Genomic DNA, 17,363 nt, shown 5'->3' with positions numbered 1-17,363 from the left:
CGCCGGTCACGCAAACTGAATCGAGATCAGCTCCGCCAGGTCTCGCACGTCCTGACCGCTCATCCAGCCGCCCGAGCGCACCTGACGCTCCTGCTGCTCGGCCGCCTCGCGCACGAGATCGAGCCCGCCCTGTCCCGCGCAGCCCTTCAGCGCGTGCAGCACGTTCAGCATCGATGCGGCATCCCTCGCGTGCCATGCGGCGTCGATCTGCCGGTGCAGATCGACGAGCGCCTGATGCAGCTTCTCGCGCATCGCCGCATCGTTCAGGTCGAACAGCGGCGAGCACGACTTCGCGTTCGGCGTGAGCTCGACGCCGCGTGCGAGCTGCGTCGACGCGACCTGGTTGATCATGTCGGCGAGCTGCTCGAGCGAAACCGGCTTCGTCAGATAGCCGTTCATCCCCGCCGCCTTCGCGCGCTCGTGTTCGGCGGGCGATGCGTTCGCCGTCAGCGCGACGATCGGCGTGTCCGGATCGAGCACGCCTTCGGCGACGTGCCGCCAGCGCTTCGCGGTCGCCATCCCGTCGAGCTCGGGCATGCGCACGTCCATCAGCACGAGGTCGAACACGTGCGAGCGCCCGAGCTTCAGCGCGAGCTGGCCCGACGCGGCCGCGCGCGTCCGATGTCCGAGCTCGCGCAGCATCTTGCCGACGATGTCGCGATTCACCGCGACGTCGTCGACGACGAGGATCTTCAGCGACCACGGGCAGATCGCCTTCGGCACGACCTCTTCCTGCACGGCCTCGCCGCGCAGCGCGAGCACGACCTTGTCCCAGAGCTTGCCTGGCAGATAGCCCGATTCGGGTATCGGGAACAGCGCGTTGTCGCCCGTTTCGACTTGCAGGCCCCACACGCGCATCTGCATGTGCAGCGCGGCCGGCGCGACGAGCGTGCCGGCGAGCGGCGCGGGCGCCATCTCGTCCGCCTGAAGCGGCAGCAGCACCGTGAAGCGCGTGCCCTTGCCGAGCTTGCTGTCGAGCAGGATCTCGCCGTTCATCAGGTTCGCGAGCCGCGACGCGATCGGCAAGCCGAGCCCGTTGCCGCTGTCGTGCGCGCGCACTTGCACGAACGGCTTGAAGATATCCATTTGATAGTCGTCCGGAATGCCCTTGCCGGTATCCTCGACGACGAATGCGAGCATGTCGGCGCGGCGCTCGACGGTCAGGTGGATGTGCCCGTGCTCGGTGAACTTCACCGCGTTGCCGAGCAGATTGATCAGGATCTGCCGCACGCGCAGCCCGTCGAGCCATACGCGCCGCGGCACGTCCGCCGCGACGAAAGTCCGCAGATCGAGGCTCTTCTCCTGCGCGCGGATGTGGATCGTCAGCATCGCCTGGTCGAGCAGCGCGAGCAGATCGGTCTGCTCGCTCGCGAGTTCGAGCTGACCGGCTTCGATTCGCGAAAAATCGAGCACGTTGTTGACGATGCCAAGCAGATAGCACGAAGACTGCTGCGCGACGCGCACGAGATCGCGCTGCTCCGCCTGCAACGCGCTGCGGTTCAAGAGCGCGAGTGCGCCGACGATCCCGTTGAGCGGCGTGCGCAGCTCGTGGCTGATGCTCGCGATGTGCTCGCTCTTGCGGTGGCTCGCCGATTCGGCGATCCGCTTCGCCTCGGCGAGCTCGCGCGTGCGTTCGCGCACCTTGCTTTCGAGTGTCTTGTAATACGCGTTGACCGTGCTGAGCAGCGAGTTGTACGCGCTCGCGATCCGGCCCAGCTCGTCGCGACGCCCGGTCGGCAGCCGGCGGCCGAGATCGCCTTCGCGCTGCGCGTCGATGATGTCGACGAAGTGCTGTAGCGGCCGGCCGAGCTGCCGCTGCAGCGTGACGTAGACGAACGCGATCAGCAGGAGCTGCACGACGAAGGTCCAGCGCGTCGTCAACGGCAGCAGCGACATCGCCTTGTCGGTGACCGCGCTGACCGGGTAGATCGCCGCGACCTGCCAGTTCGGGCCGGACAGCGGCGTGCAGATCACGTAGTAGTCGCCGCGGCGGATCCAGTGCGTTCGGTCGCATTTGGGCGGGAGCACGAACGCGGGCGGCGGCTTCGCGGACACGTCGGCGCCCATCCAGAACACCTCGCCCGTCTGCGATTGCAGCGCGAAGCGCGGCGGCGCCTCGAGCCCCATGTCCTTCGCGATCGCCGGAAAGTCGCCGACCCTCAAATTCTGGCCGGCGATGATGCCCGTGTTCGGATCGACGACGGCGGCCGCCGCGCGGATGATCCCGTTCGAATCCTTGATCGCCGCGCCCCAATGGACGACGGGCAGCTTCGGCAGCGTGCGCAGCGTCGACAGCGCGGCGATCTTGCGCTGCATGTCGTCCCTCGACATCCTTTCCGGCTCGAACAGCACGATGCCTTCCGTCGGCAGCAGCAGGAACGTGTCCATCCGGTTGCGCGGATCCGCGTGTCCGTAGATTTCGACGATTTCGCGCGCGCGCTCGACGAGCTCGCGATTGCCCTTCGCGTCCTTGAACGGCACGAAGATCGCGTGCTGCCCCGATGCCTGCGCCTTCGGGCGCAGGATGATCCGCTCGTCGAGCACGGTCCACCACGACATCAGCATCCGCGCCTGGCGCTCCGCGTATTCGTAGCGGCGGCTTTCCTCCTGCGCGATCGATTCGAGCTGCCACGTCAGCTCGCCGCGCAGCTCTCTTTGCGCCTCGATGTATCGAAAATAAAAGCCGATCGATTCGGACAGCAGCCAGAAGGCTGTCATCGCGCAACTCAGGATCACCATGATCCGCGCAGTCAGCGACTTCTCCCACAATGCGCTCATTATTGATGTGTACCCCGCAACATCGGCGCGGCAATTATCGCATTTTGCCTTTTCGCCCGCCGGCCAATTCAGGTCTTTACCGTATGCCCCGCGCCGGTTCGATTCGGGAAGATGTGCCGACCTTGTCTCACGACGCATCACGACGCATCACGACGCATCTTCGGCGTACGAAGGAACCGCATGGATTTGCAAACGGAACGCCGACTCGAACAGTTGCTACGCCTCCTCGATCTGCCTTGTTCCCGCATCGGCGAGCGAATGGAATTCGCTCATGCGGGCACGCGTCTATTCGTCGAAGTCGCCGACGGGCGGCTCACGTTGTCGCTTGCGAGCGCAGTCGACGCCGCTCGCCGCCGCGACGCGCTGATGCGCGTCATCGCGCGCTGCGACCCGCTGCGCATGCAGGGCCTCGTGTTGCGCGCGTTCGCGGCGGGCAGCCAGCTCGTCGTGAGCTGCGCGTTCCCGCGCGACACGAGCGTCGACGACTGGCTCGCGGGCCACCGGACCATGCGGCGCCTCCTCGACGCGCACGCCGGAGACGCCGCATGAAACGGCTCGCGCCGTGGCTCGCGCGCGCCGCGGACCGTCAGGACATCGTGCTCGCGGTGCTGCTGCTCGTCGCGGTGTTCATGATGATCGTGCCGCTGCCGACGAGCCTCGTCGACCTGATGATCGCATTCAACCTGATGGTGTCGATCATCCTGCTGATGATGTCGCTGTACATCCGCGATCCGCTCGAATTCTCGGTGTTCCCTTCGCTGCTGCTGATCACGACGCTGTACCGGCTCGCGCTGACGATCAGCACGACGCGGCTCATCCTGCTGCAGGCGGACGCGGGCGAGATCGTCTATACGTTCGGCAGCTTCGCGGCCGGCGGCAATCTCGGCGTCGGCCTGATCGTGTTCGTGATCATCACGATCGTCCAGTTCATCGTCATCACGAAGGGCTCCGAACGCGTCGCCGAAGTGAGCGCGCGTTTCTCGCTCGACGCCATGCCCGGCAAGCAGATGAGCATCGACGGCGACATGCGCGCCGGCACCATCGACGCGAACGAAGCGCGCCGGCTGCGCGGCCTCGTGCAGAAGGAGAGCCAGCTTTACGGCGCGATGGACGGCGCGATGAAGTTCGTCAAGGGCGATGCGATCGCCGGCATCATCATCATCCTCGTCAACATCCTCGGCGGCGCCGCGGTCGGCGTGTTCATGCACGGGATGAGCGCGAGCGAGGCGATGTCGACGTACGCAATCCTGTCGATCGGCGACGGCCTCATCAGCCAGATTCCCGCGCTGCTGATCTCGATCACCGCGGGCATCATCGTCACGCGCGTGCCGGGCGACACGCGCCAGCCGCTCGCCGCCGATCTCACCGAGCAGATCGGCAGGCAGCCGCAGGCGCTCTGGCTCGCCGCGTCGGTGCTGCTCGTGTTCGCGCTGCTGCCCGGTTTTCCGGTCGTCTACTTCGTCGCGCTCGCCGCGTTCGTGTTCGGCTGTGCATGGCATCTGCGCCGACGCGCGAAGCGCGGCGCGGCCGCGACGGGCATCGGCGCCGCCGCGCACGGCGGGGCCGCGTCGGCGGGCGCGCTCGCGGGCCACGCGGGCGGCCAGGCGGGCTTCGCGATGACGCCGGGCGCAATCCCGCTGATGATCCGCCACGGCGAATCGGCCGTGCGCGCGTCGAAGCTCGCCGAAGCGCTCGACGCGCTGCGCGCGCACAAGTTCGAGCAGCTCGGCCTGCCGCTGCCCGACATCCATCTGCAGGCGGACGCGGGGCTCGCCGCCGACGCCGTGCAGATCCTGCTCTATCAGGAGCCCGTCCTCACGCTCGCGATGCCGGCGAACGAATGGCTCGCCGACGCGCGCGGCGCGAGCGTCGCGCAGCGCGTGCGCGTCGAGCCGCTGCCGTTCGCGCAGTTGCAGCTTCAATGGATCGACCCCGCGCATGCGGACGCGCTCGCCGCGCTCGGCGTGACCGTCCATCGCGACGAGGCGCGCGTCGCGCACTGCGTGTCGCTCGTCATCGACCGGCACGCCGCGCAGTTCATCGGCGTGCAGGAGACCCGCTTCCTGATGGACGCGATGGAATCGCGCTATGCGGAGCTCGTGAAGGAAGTGCAGCGGCAGATGCCGATCGGCCGGATCGCGGACGTGCTGCAGCGGCTCGTCGACGAACGCGTGTCGGTGCGCGATCTGCGCGGCATCTTCGAGGCGCTCGTCGAATGGGCGCCGCGCGAGAAGGACCCGGTGATGCTCGCCGAATACGTGCGCGTCGCGCTGCGGCGGCACATCGCGACGCGCCATCGCGCCGGACAGCCGTGGATCAACTGCTGGATGATCGGCGACCGGATCGAGTCGATGGTCCGCGAATCGATCCGGCAGACGGCCGCCGGCTCGTATTCGTCGCTCGCGCCCGAGCACACGCACGCGATCGTCGCGCGCCTGAAGGCGGCGCTCGCCGACGCCGACCTGCGTCGCACCGTGCTCGTCACCGCGATCGACGTGCGCCGCTTCGTTCGCAAGATGGTCGAGCGCGAGTTCGGCGAGCTGCCCGTGCTGTCGTTTCAGGAAATCGGCGACGAGGCGGAGCTGCGCGTGATCGGCACCGCCGACCTGATCAGGGAGCTCGCCGATGCGGCCGCTTGATCGCGCGCGCGTCGCCGCGCTCGTCGACGCACGGCTCGCGCCGCGCGGCGTCGCGCCCGAGGCCGGGCTCCGCTTCGGCCGGGTCGTCGAAATCGGTCCGACGCTCGTGCGCGCGACGCTGCCGGGCGTCGGCTTCGGCGATCTGTGCCGGCTCGAGCCGAGCGGCATCGACGCCGAAGTCGTCGCGGTCGACGGCGACGCGGCGCTGCTGTCGCCGTTCGCCGAACCGCGCGGCATCGCGGCGGGCAGCGCGGTGCGCGCGCTCGGGCGGCCGCACCGGATCGCGGTCGGCGATTTTCTGCTCGGGCGCGTCGTCGACGGCGTCGGCCGGCCGCTCGACGATGGTCCCGCGATTCCCGCCGATGCGACGCGCGTCGACCTCGATCGCGCGGCGCCCGATCCGCTCACGCGCGCCGTCATCGACACGCCGCTGCCGCTCGGCGTGCGCGCGATCGACGGCGTGCTCACGTGCGGGCGCGGCCAGCGGATCGGCATCTTCGCGGCGGCGGGCGGCGGCAAGAGCACGCTGCTCGGGATGATCTGCGACGGCAGCCTCGCCGACGTCACCGTGCTCGCGTTGATCGGCGAGCGCGGCCGCGAGGTGCGCGAGTTTCTCGAACACACGCTGACGCCGGAAGCGCGCGCACGGGCGGTCGTCGTCGTGTCGACGTCCGATCGCCCCGCGCTCGAGCGACTGAAGGCGGCGTACACGGCGACCGCGATCGCCGAGCACTTTCGCGACCAAGGCGGCGACGTGCTGCTGATGATGGATTCGCTGACGCGCTTCGCGCGCGCGGCGCGCGAGATCGGCCTCGCGGCCGGCGAAAAGCCCGCGGCCGGCAGCTATCCGCCGAGCTGCTTCGCTCGGCTGCCGCGCCTGCTCGAGCGCGCGGGGCCGGCGGCAACGGGCAGCATCACGGGGCTCTACACGGTGCTCGTCGAAGGCGACGACATGAACGAGCCCGTCGCCGACGAAGTCCGGTCGATCCTCGACGGCCACATCGTGCTGTCGCGCAAGCTCGCGCAGGCGAACCACTATCCGGCGATCGACGTCGGCGCGAGCGTGAGCCGCGTGATGACCCAGATCGCCGATGCGCGTCACCTGGCGCTCGCCGCGCGGCTTCGGCGGCTCGACGCCGTCTATCGCGACATCGAGCTGCTCGTGCGGGTCGGCGAATATCAGCCGGGACGCGATCCGGAAGCCGACGACGCGCTCGCGCGCCGCGACGCGATCCGCCGCTTCCTGTGCCAGCCGGTGACGGAGAAAAACACTTTTGAACAGACGATCGATCAGTTATGGACAACGGTGGACGGTCAACGCTGACCACGCTCGTGACGATCAAGAAGCGTCGCGAGCGCAGCATACGCAGCATGCTCGCGATGCTCGAGCAACAGGAAGCGGCGCTCCTCTCGAGCAAGGCGAGCCTGCTCGAAGCGCGCCGCGCACTCTGGGTCGACTGGCGCGAGCGCGCGGACACCGATGCGGTGCACGACTACGCGTCGCTGCAGGCGCTCAAGCGCGAGCTCGCCGGCTTTCATCAGCGCGACCAGACGCTCGCCGACCGCATCGAGGCGGTCGACGCGCAGTGGCAGGCGCTGCGGCTCGAACGCGACGGCCAGCTCGAGCAGTTGCGCAGGGCGCTCGTCGATCAGGAAAAACTGAACGCGTTGCTGGAATGAAACGATGTCCGCAGTGAAAACGATGACGACCGGCGCGCGACTCCGTGAATCATGCGGATCGCACGATTCGCTCGCGCCCGCCGGCGGCGACGCGGAACAGGCGGCCGATGCGTTTTCCGCCTGGCTCGACGCGCAGCCGGGCGATACGCCGCCGCACCGCGCGCGCGCCGGCGACGCATCGGAAAACGACGCGGCCGACGGCCCACGCGCGCGAGCCCGGCGCGCGCAGCCGGCCGATGCGGGCGCGCCGCCCGGCAAAGCGCCCGCCGCCTCGCGGCCGTCGCCGTCCAACATGCTGACGCTGCGCATCGCCAACGGCCCGCTCGCCGGGCTCACGCTGCGCGCGCGCTTCGCGGGCGGCGCGCTCGTCGTCGCGCTCGATTCGGCGTTGGCCGACGCCGGCCGCCGCGCGCACGCGCTACGAATGCGCGGCCCGCTCGAAGCGGCGCTCGCCGCGCGGTTCGCGCAACCCGTCACGCTGGAGTGGTCCGATGCGACCGATACCGATTGATCGCGCGACGGGCGCGCTACTGCGCGCAGTCGGCGCCGGCCGGCGGCTCGCGCTGGACGCCGGCGCACTCACGCTGCGCTTTCGCCGCGCGGGCGGCAGCGGGCTGATCGTGTCGGCCCGCACGAGCGACGGCCCCGTGCGCCTGTGGGTCGACGCCGCGCCCTGGTGCCGCTGGATCGAGCCCGTGCTGAGCGTGCCGGATTGGGACGCGGTGCCCGTCGAACTGCGCGGCGCACTCGCCGCGTGGACCTGCGCGTGCATCGAGCCGGATCTCGCGTCGTTCGGCGTCGTGTGGCTGCATGCCGATGCGATCGAATGCGGGGCGTGCCCGGTCGAGCCCGCATGGTCGCTCGGCATCGAGCGCGAGCATGCGTCGCTCGACATGCGCATCGTCGACGCGCCGCTTGCGTGGCTCGAACGGCTCGCCGACCGGCTCGAACCATTGCTGGCGGACCCGCCGCATGATTCGCCGTCCGGTTCGCCGCCCGACTGTCGCGCCGCGATGCCCGCCGTCAGGCTCGCGCTCGCGGCCGGCTGGAGCAGCGTCGGCGCGGCGACGCTCGCGCGCGTGCAGCCCGGCGACGCGCTGCTGCTGCAACACGCGTACGCGGCCGCCGACGGCGAGCTCGCGCTGTTCGCCGATCGCCCGCTCGCGACCGTTCTCGGCTGCCGGACCGGCCCTTACACGATTGGAACGACGATGGATACGTTCGATGACTGGCTCGACGTCGATGTCGACGTCGCCCCTTCTGTCGCGCTCGGCACGCCCGATGCGCCCGATGCGCCCGATGCGCCCGGTACACCCGGTACACCCGGTACACCCGGTACACCCGGTACACCCGGTACGCCCGGCACACCCGGTACGCCCGGCACGCCCGGCACGCAGCCGCTGCGGCTCGACGCGCACGCGCGCGTCGTCGCGCAGGTCGCGACGATCGACGTGCCGCTCGCCCGGCTCGCGAGCCTGCGAGCGGGCGACGTGCTCGACGGCCCCGCGCAGCCCGACGGCCTCGTCACGCTGCAAGTCGCCGGCAAGCCGTTCGCGCGCGGCACGCTGCTCGACGTCGGCGGCCGCCTCGCGGTGCGCATCGAGTATCTGCTGCAGGCGTGACTTCAGGTGTCGGCCGGATGGGTCGGTCCGCCCCGCGTACCGATAATGCGCGGCGTATCGGCCTTTCCGGATTCGTGGATGAACCTTTTCGACCAGCCCCTCCAGTTGATCGCCGTGCTGTTCGCCCTGTCGATCCTGCCGCTTCTCGTGGTGCTGGGCACGTCGTTCCTCAAGCTGTCCGTGGTGTTCGCGCTGCTGCGCAACGCACTCGGCACGCAGCAGATTCCGCCGAACATCGCATTGCACGGGCTCGCGCTCGTGCTGACGATGTTCGTCATGGCGCCCGTCGGGCTCGCGATTCAGGACAACCTCGCCGAGCATCCGGTCAGGATCGACGCCAAGGACTTCGCGCAGCAAGCCGAAATGACGATCCTCGCGCCGTATCGCGCGTTTCTCGAGCGCAACACCGCGCCGGACCAGGTCCGCTTTTTCGCGGACGTCGGCCGCCGGACCTGGCCCGAGCCATACCGCAACCGGATTCCCGACGACTCGCTGATCGTGCTGCTGCCCGCGTTCACCGTCAGTCAGTTGATCGAAGCATTCAAGATCGGCCTGCTGCTGTTCCTGCCGTTCATCGCGATCGATCTGATCGTGTCGAACGTGCTGCTCGCGATGGGCATGATGATGGTGTCTCCGATGACGATCGCGCTGCCGCTCAAGCTGCTCGTCTTCGTGCTGATCCACGGCTGGGAGAAGCTGATCGGCCAGCTTCTCCTGTCGTTCTCATGACGCCGCGTGCGCGGCCGCGATGAGCGAAGCCGTCATCACCCAGCTCGCCGCGCAGATGATGTGGCTCGTGCTGCTGCTGTCACTGCCCGTCGTTGTCGTCGCATCGGTCGTCGGCATTCTGGTGAGCCTCGTGCAGGCGCTCACGCAGGTCCAGGACCAGACGATCCAGTTCCTCATCAAGCTGCTCGCGGTCGCCGTCACGCTCGCCGCGACCTATCACTGGATGGGCGACGTGCTCGTCAACTACACGTTGCGGAGCTTCGATCAGATCGGCCGGATGAGATCGTAGAGACATCGGCATGCAAACACTCATCCATTGGCTGCCGATCGTCGCGATTGCGATGCTGCGCCCGTTCGGCGCGCTGATGATCGTGCCGGTGTTCACGCCGGGCACGCTCGGCGGCTCGCTCGTGCGCAACGCGCTCGTGCTGATGATCGCGCTGCCGGTGCTGCCGGTTCACGACGCATGGCCCGCGTTCTCGCCCGCGGCCGGCGGCGCGCCGCCTTATCTGCGGCTCGCGCTCGGCGAGCTGTGCGTCGGCGCGCTGATCGGCTTTTGCGCGGCGATCCCGTTCTGGGCGCTCGACATGGCAGGATTCCTGATCGACACGACGCGCGGCGCGTCGATGGCGAGCGTGCTCAATCCGCTGCTCGGCGCGCAGTCGTCGCCGTTCGGGATGGTGTTCTCGCAAGTGTTCACGCTGCTCTTTCTCGTGTCGGGCGGCTTCAACACGCTGATCGAGACGATCTACGCATCGTACGTGACGCTGCCGCCCGGCGCGCCGCTGTGCTTCGGCCCCGACGCGCTCGCGTTCTTCGCGCAGCAGTGGCAGCTGATGGTCGACCTGTGCCTGCGCTTCGCGATGCCGGCGCTCGCGGCGATCCTGCTCGTCGACATGGCGCTCGGCCTCGTCAACCGCTCCGCGCAGCAACTGAACGTGTTCTTCCTGTCGATGCCGATCAAGAGCGCGTTCGCACTGCTGCTGCTCGTCATGTGCGCGAGCTTCGCGTTCCGGCTGCCGCTTGCCGAAATCTCGCGATTGCCCGAGCGCATCGCTCAGCTCGCCGGCATGCTGAGATGAGCGAGAAGACCGAGAAGCCGACCGCGAAAAAACTCGCGGACGCACGCAAGAAAGGCCAGGTCGCGAAGAGCGTCGAGATCACGAGCGGCGTCCAGCTCGCGGTGCTGCTCGGCTATTTCTTGTTCGAGGGCGCGCATCTGTTGCAGGCGTTCGAAGCGCTCGTCGACGTGTCGATTGCCGTCGTCAACGACGATTTCGCCGCGGCGACCGCGCGCTGGATGCGCGCGCTCGCCGCCGTGCTGATCCGCTTCACGCTCGGCATGGCGGCGCTCGTGATCGCGATGACGGTCGTCGCCGCGATCGCGCAGATCGGCCCGCTGCTTGCCGTCGAAGCGCTCAAGCCGTCGCTCGACAAGATCAATCCGCTCGCGAACCTGAAGCAGATGTTCTCGCTGAAAAGCCTGTTCGAGTTCGCGAAGTCACTGTTCAAGGTCGGCGTGCTGTCCGCGATCTTCTTCTATCTGATCCGCCAGTACGCGCCTTCGCTGCAGTTCCTGCCGCTTTGCAGCGTCGAATGCGGGCTCGCGGTCAGCACGCAATTGCTGTACTGGATGTGGGCCGCGCTCATCGGCTTCTACGTCGTGTTCGGCATCGCCGACTTCGCGTTCCAGCGTTACAACACGACGAAGCAGTTGATGATGTCGCTGGAAGACATCAAGCAGGAGTTCAAGAATTCGGAAGGCAACCCGGAGATCAAGCACAAGCGCCGCGAAATCCATCGCGAAGTGCAAAGCGGCAGCCTTGCCGCGAACGTCGCGAAATCGACGGTCGTCGTGCGCAATCCGACGCACGTCGCGGTGTGCCTTTATTACCAGCGCGACGAGACGCCGTTGCCCGAGGTGCTCGAGATCGGCCGCGGCAGGATGGCGCTGCACATCGTCGCGCTCGCCGAGCGCGAGCGCGTGCCCGTCGTCGAGAACGTGCCGCTCGCGCGTGCGCTCGCGAACCGGCTCGACGTCGGGCAGCGCATCCCGCCCGATCTGTTCGAGCCCGTTGCGCACATCCTGCGCGTCGCGATGCAGTTGCGCTACGACGAAGACGGCGTGCGCGATGAGGACCACGATGAACACGCACAAGATGACGGTGCGCGTCCTCCACGCGATGACGCCGGCCGTTGAGATGCGTTCGCTTCTGCGGGCCGCATCGTGGGCGGCGTGCGCGGCGCGGGCGGCGGCGTTCGCGATCGCCGGCCTGACGGCCGCGCAGGGCGCGAACGCGCAGGAGCCGCCCGCGACGCTCGTCTGGACGCCTTATGTCGACGAGTCGGCTGCGGCTGGAAGTGATCGAGCGGGTATCGGATCGACGGCGCTCGCGGCATTCGCGCCGTCGTCCGTGACGGCGACGACGCCGTCTGCCGAGCGGGACGATCCGGGTGCGGGCGCACACACGTCCGTGCGCGCGGCTGCGTCCGACGACGAGACGGCGGATACGGAGGCGGCTGCAACGGCGGGGACTTCGACTCCGCGGTCGGCTTCGAATCCGAATCCGCCATCGCCATCGACTTCGACTTCGACTTCGACTTCGACTTCGACTTCGACTTCGACTTCGACTTCGACTTCGACTTCGACTTCGGCTTCGGCTCCGATTCCGACTCCGACTCCGGCATCGGCATCGACTTCTTCCAACCCACTGTCGCCCGCGAACGTCGTTCCTGCCGCGACACCCGCCGCCACATCCGCCACACCGCGATCGACGCGCTACGACACGCTCGTCGCCTCGGTCGCCCGCGAATTCGGTCTCGACGCAAAGCTGTTGCACGCGATGATCCGCGTCGAGTCCGGCTACGACGCGAACGCGGTGTCGCCGAAGGGCGCGACCGGCTTGATGCAGGTGATTCCGGCGACCAGCGCGCGCTTCGGCTTTCGCGACCTGCGCGATCCGCACGCGAATCTGCGCGCCGGCGCGACCTATCTGAAATGGCTGCTCGGCGAATTCGACGACGACCTGACGCTCGCGCTCGCCGCGTACAACGCCGGCGAAGGCGCCGTACGCAAGTACCGCGACCGGATTCCGCCCTATCGGGAAACGCAGGCATACGTGCGCCAGGTGCTCGCGTGCTACCGGGGCGCATGCTCGCCGCCGGACGATACGCGATTCGACGGCGAGCCGCGCGCAGCCGCGCAAACGGCGTTTCGCGCGCCGACGGCATCCCGGGCGTCGCCCCGCCTCACCGCAGGCGAGCTGCTCGCGAAACTCGGCGGAATGCTGTTGTCGACGCCCGAGCCTCGCCTCCGGTGACGCGATTCGCGCGCCCCGCCTCCGCATTCACGGCGCGGTTCGCTCGTGCGCCGGCTCGATATGTCATCGAACGGCGCGTCGAATGCACTCGAAGGATGCTGCGCCGTGCTTCGGCCGGCATCGTAGCGACTGCAAGGGAATGCGCCGGCGGCGATCGTCGTATCGCAGCGCGAAGCCGCCGGACATCGCACGAGCGGACAGCGAGCATCGCGGCCGGAACGCGCGTCGATACGACCGCCGAAGGCAGCCCGACAGCCGCTCGACAGCCGCCAATCATGCGATCGGGTTTCCCGAGCGGCGGTGACGCAAGAACAGCGTCTGCCGCCCTTGCTCCGCGCCCTCGGACGCCCGCCGTGCGGACTGACACAAATTGTGCGGCGCAGCGCCCACCGTGAGCAAAAAGTATCGGCAACCGGTTTCTTTTGACGTAGTGAACAGGCGTCGCGAATCACTACAGTTCCTCCTGCCGTCGGCCCTGCCTGCACGACGGACGACAAATACGATCAAGGAGACACGGGTGAACAAGTTGCGATTTCTGGCCGCGGGCGCGCTGATCGCCGCCTGCCTGCCGGCCGCCGCGGCGGCGCAGGTCTGCAAGGCGCCGACGCTCAGGGTGCTCGCGCAGAAGAGCCTCGGTCTGACGGTGATGGAGAAGTCGCTGTCCGATTACGAGAAAAAGAGCGGCACGAAAATCGAGATCAGCTACTTCGGCGAGAACGACCGCCGCGCGAAATCGCGGCTCGACGCGTCGACGGGCGCGGGCTCGTATCAGATCTACTACGTCGACGAGGCGAACGTCGCCGAATTCGCGTCGGCCGGCTGGATCGCCCCGCTCCTCAAGTACTACCCGAAGGAATACGACTACGACGACTTTCTGCCCGGCCGCCGCGCGGTCGCGAGCTACAAGGGCGTCGCGTACTTCGCGCCGCTCATCGGCGGCGGCGATTTCCTGTTCTACCGCCGCGACCTCCTCGACGCCGCGCACATTCCGGTGCCGAAGACGGTCGACGAGCTGGTCGCTGCGATCAGGAAGCTGAACGCGCCGCCGAAGCTGTACGGCTGGGTCGCGCGCGGCCAGCGCGGCTCGGGAATGAACGTGTGGCGCTGGGCGCCGTTCATGCTCGCGCAAGGCGGCGCGTGGACCGACAAGCACGGGCAGCCCGCGTTCAATTCGTCCGCCGCCGTGCAGGCGACGCAGCGCTACCGCGATCTCTTCAAGTACGCGCCGCCCGGCGCCGCGACCTACGACTGGAGCAACGCACTCGAAGCGTTCCGCTCGGGCAAGGTCGCGTTCATGATCGAATCGACGCCGTTCGCCGACTGGATGGAAGATCCGGGCAAGTCGAGCGTCGCCGGCAAGGTCGGCTACGTGAGGCCGCCCGCGCCGCTGCCGTCGGCTGCGTACGGGCACGGGCTCGCGATCTCGTCGGTCGGCGCGAAGGACGACTGCACGCGGCAGGCGGCGGGCCGCTTCATCGCGTGGGCGACGAGCAAGGACCAGGAACAGGCGCGGCTGCGCAACGGCGTGTTCAGCGACTACAACCGCACGAGCACGATCGGCAGCGACTACTTCAGGCAGCACGTGAAGCCGCAGATCCTGTCCGGCCTGAATGACACGAACCCGGTGACGAAGGCGACGATCTGGGCGACGCCGCAATGGCCCGACATCGGCGACAACCTCGGCATCGCGCTCGAGGAAATCTTTACGGGCACGCAGACCGACGTGCAGGGCGCGCTCGACGACGCCGTCCAGTACGCGAAGGACGCGATGGAGCACGGGTCGCGCAAGTGACGGCCGCGCGGCGGCGCTGCAACGCCGCCGCCGCGCCTCGCCGCCCGCCCCGCATCGCCCTCTTCGCCGGAGTCCTTCATGTTCAATCGTGGCAAGACGAGCCTGCCCTGGCTCTTCCTCGGCCCGCCGCTCGCACTGATGGCGGTGCTCGGCCTCGTGCCGACGATCGCGGCCGTCAACCTCGCGCTGAAAAACCGCGTGCTGCGCTACACCGACAGCGATTACGTCGGACTGCGCAACTTCGCGCGGCTCATGTCCGACCGGCGCTTCCTGAACGCGATCGAAGTGTCGGCGCTGTGGGAGGTCGTCACGGTCGCGGGCGCGGTCGCCGTCGGCATCGTGCTCGCGGTCTTTCTGTTCGAGCGCGTGCACGGCCGCGCGCGCAACCTCGCGGTGCTGATCCTGATCATGCCGGTGCTGCTGCCGCGCGTGTCGGCCGCGTTCATCTGGAAGTTCATGTACGCGCCGCTCACGGGCATCTCGAGCTGGCTGCTCGGCGCGCTCGGCGTATCGAGCGCCGCGTTCCTCGCCGATCCGCATCTCGCGCTCTTCGCGGTCGCGCTCGTCGACGTCTGGCAATGGGGCCTCTTCTTCTCCGTCGTGGTCCTGAAGCTCCTGGAGACGCTTCCGCCCGAGCCGCTCGAAGCGGCGCGGCTCGACTACGCGTCGACGTGGCAGGTCTACGCGTACATCGCGCTGCCGATGCTGAAGGCGCCGATCATGAGCCTCGTGTTCATCAAGATGGTCGAATCGCTGCGCTCGTTCGACCTCATCTACGTGATGACGAAAGGCGGCCCCGGCATCGCGACCGAGACGCTCGACATGTACGCGTACGCGCAAGGCATCGGGCTGTCGGGCAAGGTCTCGTACGCATCGAGCATGGCGGTGCTGATGATGGTCGCCACGACGCTCGTGTTCACGTTCATCTGGAAACGGGTCAACAAATGGGACGACTGATTGCGCGCGGCGGCACTGTCGCGATCGGCGGCGCGATCGCGCTCGTCGCCGTGTTTCCGCTGTTCTGGGCGTTTCTCAATTCGCTGAAGCATCTGCTCGACATCGTCACGCCGACGCCGCGCTTTATCTTCACGCCGACGCTCGACAACTACCGGCAGGTGCTGTCGAGCCCCGAAGTGCTGATCGGCCTCGGCAACAGCCTCGCGATCGTCGGCGCGGCCGTCGCGCTCGGCGCGCTCTTCGGCGTGCCGGCCGCGTATGCGATCGCGCGCCATCCGGTGCGCGGCAAGCGCGACATCCAGTTCTTCCTGCTGTCGCTGCGCTTCCTGCCGCCCGTCGCGGTCGCGATCCCGCTGATCGCGATCTGGGTCGACCTCGGGCTCTACGACACGAAGCTGTCGATGATCGTCACGTACCTGCTCGTCACGCTGTCGACGATCACGTGGCTGTCGATCCCGGTGTTCCGCCGGCTGCCGCGCGAGATCGAGGAAGCGGCCGAGCTCGACGGCTGCGGGCCGTACGCGGTGTTCTGGCGCGTCGCACTGCCCGTCTGCGCGAGCACGCTCCTGGGCGGCGTCGTGTTCAGCTTCGTGCTCGTCTGGAACGAGCTGATGATCGCGCTCGCGCTCACGTCGTCGAGGAGCGCGACGCTGCCCGTCGTCGCGTCCGCGTTCACGTCGCTCGGCCAGGAAGTGCCGTGGGGCGTGATCAACGCATCCACCGTGCTGCTCGCGCTGCCGCCCCTCGTCTTCGTCGGCATGCTGAGCCGGCTGCTGAACTCGATGCTCAAAGGCAAATAAGGAGAATCCGTTGAAAGCCCTCGTACTCGAACAGGCGCGCGAGCTCGCGCTGCGCGACATCGACCTGCCGCTCGACGTCGGTCCGGCCGACGTCAAGATCCGCGTCCATACCGTCGGCGTCTGCGGCAGCGACGTCCACTATTACATGCACGGCGGCATCGGCCCGTTCAGGGTCGATGCGCCGATGGTGCTCGGCCACGAAGCATCGGGCACGGTCGTCGAGGTCGGGCGCGACGTCACGTACCTGCGCGTCGGCGACCGCGTCTGCATGGAGCCCGGCATTCCGCGCCTCGATTCGAAGGCGACGCTGCGCGGCCTCTACAACCTCGATCCGTCGGTGCGCTTCTGGGCGACGCCGCCCGTGCACGGCTGCCTCACGCCCTACGTCGTGCATCCGGCGTCGTTCACGTACCGGCTGCCGGACAACGTGTCGTTCGCCGAAGGCGCGATCGTCGAGCCGCTGTCGATCGGGCTGCAGGCCGCGAAAAAGGCGGCGATGAAGCCGGGCGACATCGCGGTCGTGATCGGCGCGGGGACGATCGGCGCAATGACGGCGCTCGCCGCGCTCGCGGGCGGCGCCGCGCGCGTGATCCTCGCCGACGTCGTCAAGGAGAAGCTGTCGCTGTTCGCGTCGAACCGCGCGGTGACGACCGTCGACGCGAGCACGCAGTCGCTCGCCGACGCGGTCGTGCACGCGACCGACGGCTGGGGCGCGGACGTCGTGTTCGAAGCGAGCGGCAACGCGAACGCCTATGCGGGCGTCATCGACCTGCTATGCCCGAACGGCTGCCTCGTGCTGATTGGGATGCCGCTCGATCCGGTGCCGCTCGACGTCGTCGCGTTGCAGGCGAAGGAAGCGCGGATCGAGTCGGTGTTCCGCTATGCGAACGTCTTCCCGCGCGCGCTCGCGCTGATCGCGTCCGGCGCGATCGACGTGAAGCCGTTCATCTCGCGCACGTTCCCGTTCTCGGACGGCCTGCGCGCATTCGAGGAAGCGGCGAGCGGGCATCCGCACGACGTGAAGATTCAGATCGAAATGGATTGAG

The 17,363-nt window shown here is 68.3% G+C and carries 16 protein-coding genes; 15 read left to right on the top strand and 1 reads right to left on the bottom strand.

Going from position 1 to position 17,363, the window contains the following annotated elements; all coding sequences use genetic code 11:
• Positions 1-6: 6 nt before the first annotated feature.
• Entirely contained in the window at positions 7-2,778 is a 2,772-nt protein-coding gene (locus tag WS69_RS23005) for a two component system sensor kinase (protein ID WP_059472984.1), read from the bottom strand.
• A 258-nt stretch (positions 2,779-3,036) separates the two neighbouring features.
• Between WS69_RS23005 and WS69_RS23000 the strand changes: the two genes are divergently transcribed.
• The 15 genes from WS69_RS23000 (at position 3,037) to WS69_RS22925 (ending at position 17,362) form a co-directional block, all read left to right on the top strand.
• Entirely contained in the window at positions 3,037-3,327 is a 291-nt protein-coding gene (locus WS69_RS23000; protein ID WP_010121059.1) for a secretion protein, read from the top strand.
• Positions 3,324-5,417, top strand: a complete 2,094-nt coding sequence (locus tag WS69_RS22995; protein ID WP_059472983.1) for an EscV/YscV/HrcV family type III secretion system export apparatus protein — start codon at positions 3,324-3,326, stop codon at positions 5,415-5,417. The genes WS69_RS23000 and WS69_RS22995 overlap by 4 nt, the downstream gene beginning before the upstream one ends.
• Positions 5,404-6,741, top strand: coding sequence for an EscN/YscN/HrcN family type III secretion system ATPase (locus tag WS69_RS22990; protein WP_059472982.1), 1,338 nt, complete (start codon positions 5,404-5,406; stop codon positions 6,739-6,741). Before WS69_RS22995 ends, WS69_RS22990 begins: the two co-directional genes overlap by 14 nt.
• Entirely contained in the window at positions 6,714-7,097 is a 384-nt protein-coding gene (locus WS69_RS22985; RefSeq protein ID WP_059472981.1) for a hypothetical protein, read from the top strand. Before WS69_RS22990 ends, WS69_RS22985 begins: the two co-directional genes overlap by 28 nt.
• A gap of 4 nt (positions 7,098-7,101) precedes the next feature.
• Entirely contained in the window at positions 7,102-7,608 is a 507-nt protein-coding gene (locus WS69_RS22980) for a hypothetical protein (RefSeq protein ID WP_059472980.1), read from the top strand.
• A complete protein-coding gene (gene sctQ, locus WS69_RS22975; protein ID WP_059472979.1) occupies positions 7,589-8,719 on the top strand; it encodes a type III secretion system cytoplasmic ring protein SctQ in 1,131 nt (376 codons plus the stop codon). The genes WS69_RS22980 and sctQ overlap by 20 nt, the downstream gene beginning before the upstream one ends.
• Before the next feature lie 78 nt (positions 8,720-8,797).
• Complete coding sequence (gene sctR / locus WS69_RS22970) at positions 8,798-9,448, top strand: type III secretion system export apparatus subunit SctR (protein ID WP_059472978.1); 651 nt, start codon at positions 8,798-8,800, stop codon at positions 9,446-9,448.
• A gap of 19 nt (positions 9,449-9,467) precedes the next feature.
• Positions 9,468-9,737, top strand: a complete 270-nt coding sequence (locus tag WS69_RS22965; RefSeq protein ID WP_059472977.1) for an EscS/YscS/HrcS family type III secretion system export apparatus protein — start codon at positions 9,468-9,470, stop codon at positions 9,735-9,737.
• A gap of 10 nt (positions 9,738-9,747) precedes the next feature.
• Complete coding sequence (gene sctT, locus WS69_RS22960; RefSeq protein WP_059472976.1) at positions 9,748-10,530, top strand: type III secretion system export apparatus subunit SctT; 783 nt, start codon at positions 9,748-9,750, stop codon at positions 10,528-10,530.
• Positions 10,527-11,648 carry an EscU/YscU/HrcU family type III secretion system export apparatus switch protein gene (locus tag WS69_RS22955; RefSeq protein WP_059472975.1) on the top strand — a complete coding sequence of 374 codons (1,122 nt, stop codon included), beginning with the start codon at positions 10,527-10,529 and terminating at the stop codon, positions 11,646-11,648. Before sctT ends, WS69_RS22955 begins: the two co-directional genes overlap by 4 nt.
• Positions 11,581-12,768, top strand: a complete 1,188-nt coding sequence (locus WS69_RS35340) for a lytic transglycosylase domain-containing protein (protein WP_331457988.1) — start codon at positions 11,581-11,583, stop codon at positions 12,766-12,768. Before WS69_RS22955 ends, WS69_RS35340 begins: the two co-directional genes overlap by 68 nt.
• Before the next feature lie 517 nt (positions 12,769-13,285).
• Complete coding sequence (locus WS69_RS22940; protein ID WP_082716399.1) at positions 13,286-14,560, top strand: ABC transporter substrate-binding protein; 1,275 nt, start codon at positions 13,286-13,288, stop codon at positions 14,558-14,560.
• 78 nt (positions 14,561-14,638) lie between these two features.
• Positions 14,639-15,517: a carbohydrate ABC transporter permease gene (locus WS69_RS22935; RefSeq protein WP_059472973.1), complete on the top strand. Its 879-nt coding sequence runs from the start codon at positions 14,639-14,641 to the stop codon at positions 15,515-15,517.
• Positions 15,505-16,317, top strand: a complete 813-nt coding sequence (locus WS69_RS22930) for a carbohydrate ABC transporter permease (protein ID WP_059472972.1) — start codon at positions 15,505-15,507, stop codon at positions 16,315-16,317. Before WS69_RS22935 ends, WS69_RS22930 begins: the two co-directional genes overlap by 13 nt.
• 10 nt (positions 16,318-16,327) lie before the next feature.
• Complete coding sequence (locus WS69_RS22925; RefSeq protein ID WP_059472971.1) at positions 16,328-17,362, top strand: NAD(P)-dependent alcohol dehydrogenase; 1,035 nt, start codon at positions 16,328-16,330, stop codon at positions 17,360-17,362.
• Position 17,363 lies beyond the last annotated feature (1 nt).

Source organism: Burkholderia sp. BDU5, from assembly GCF_001522845.1.
GTDB lineage: Bacteria > Pseudomonadota > Gammaproteobacteria > Burkholderiales > Burkholderiaceae > Burkholderia > Burkholderia mayonis.
The sequence above is the reverse complement of the archived record's forward strand: the minus strand, read 5'-3'. Positions and strand labels throughout refer to the sequence as shown.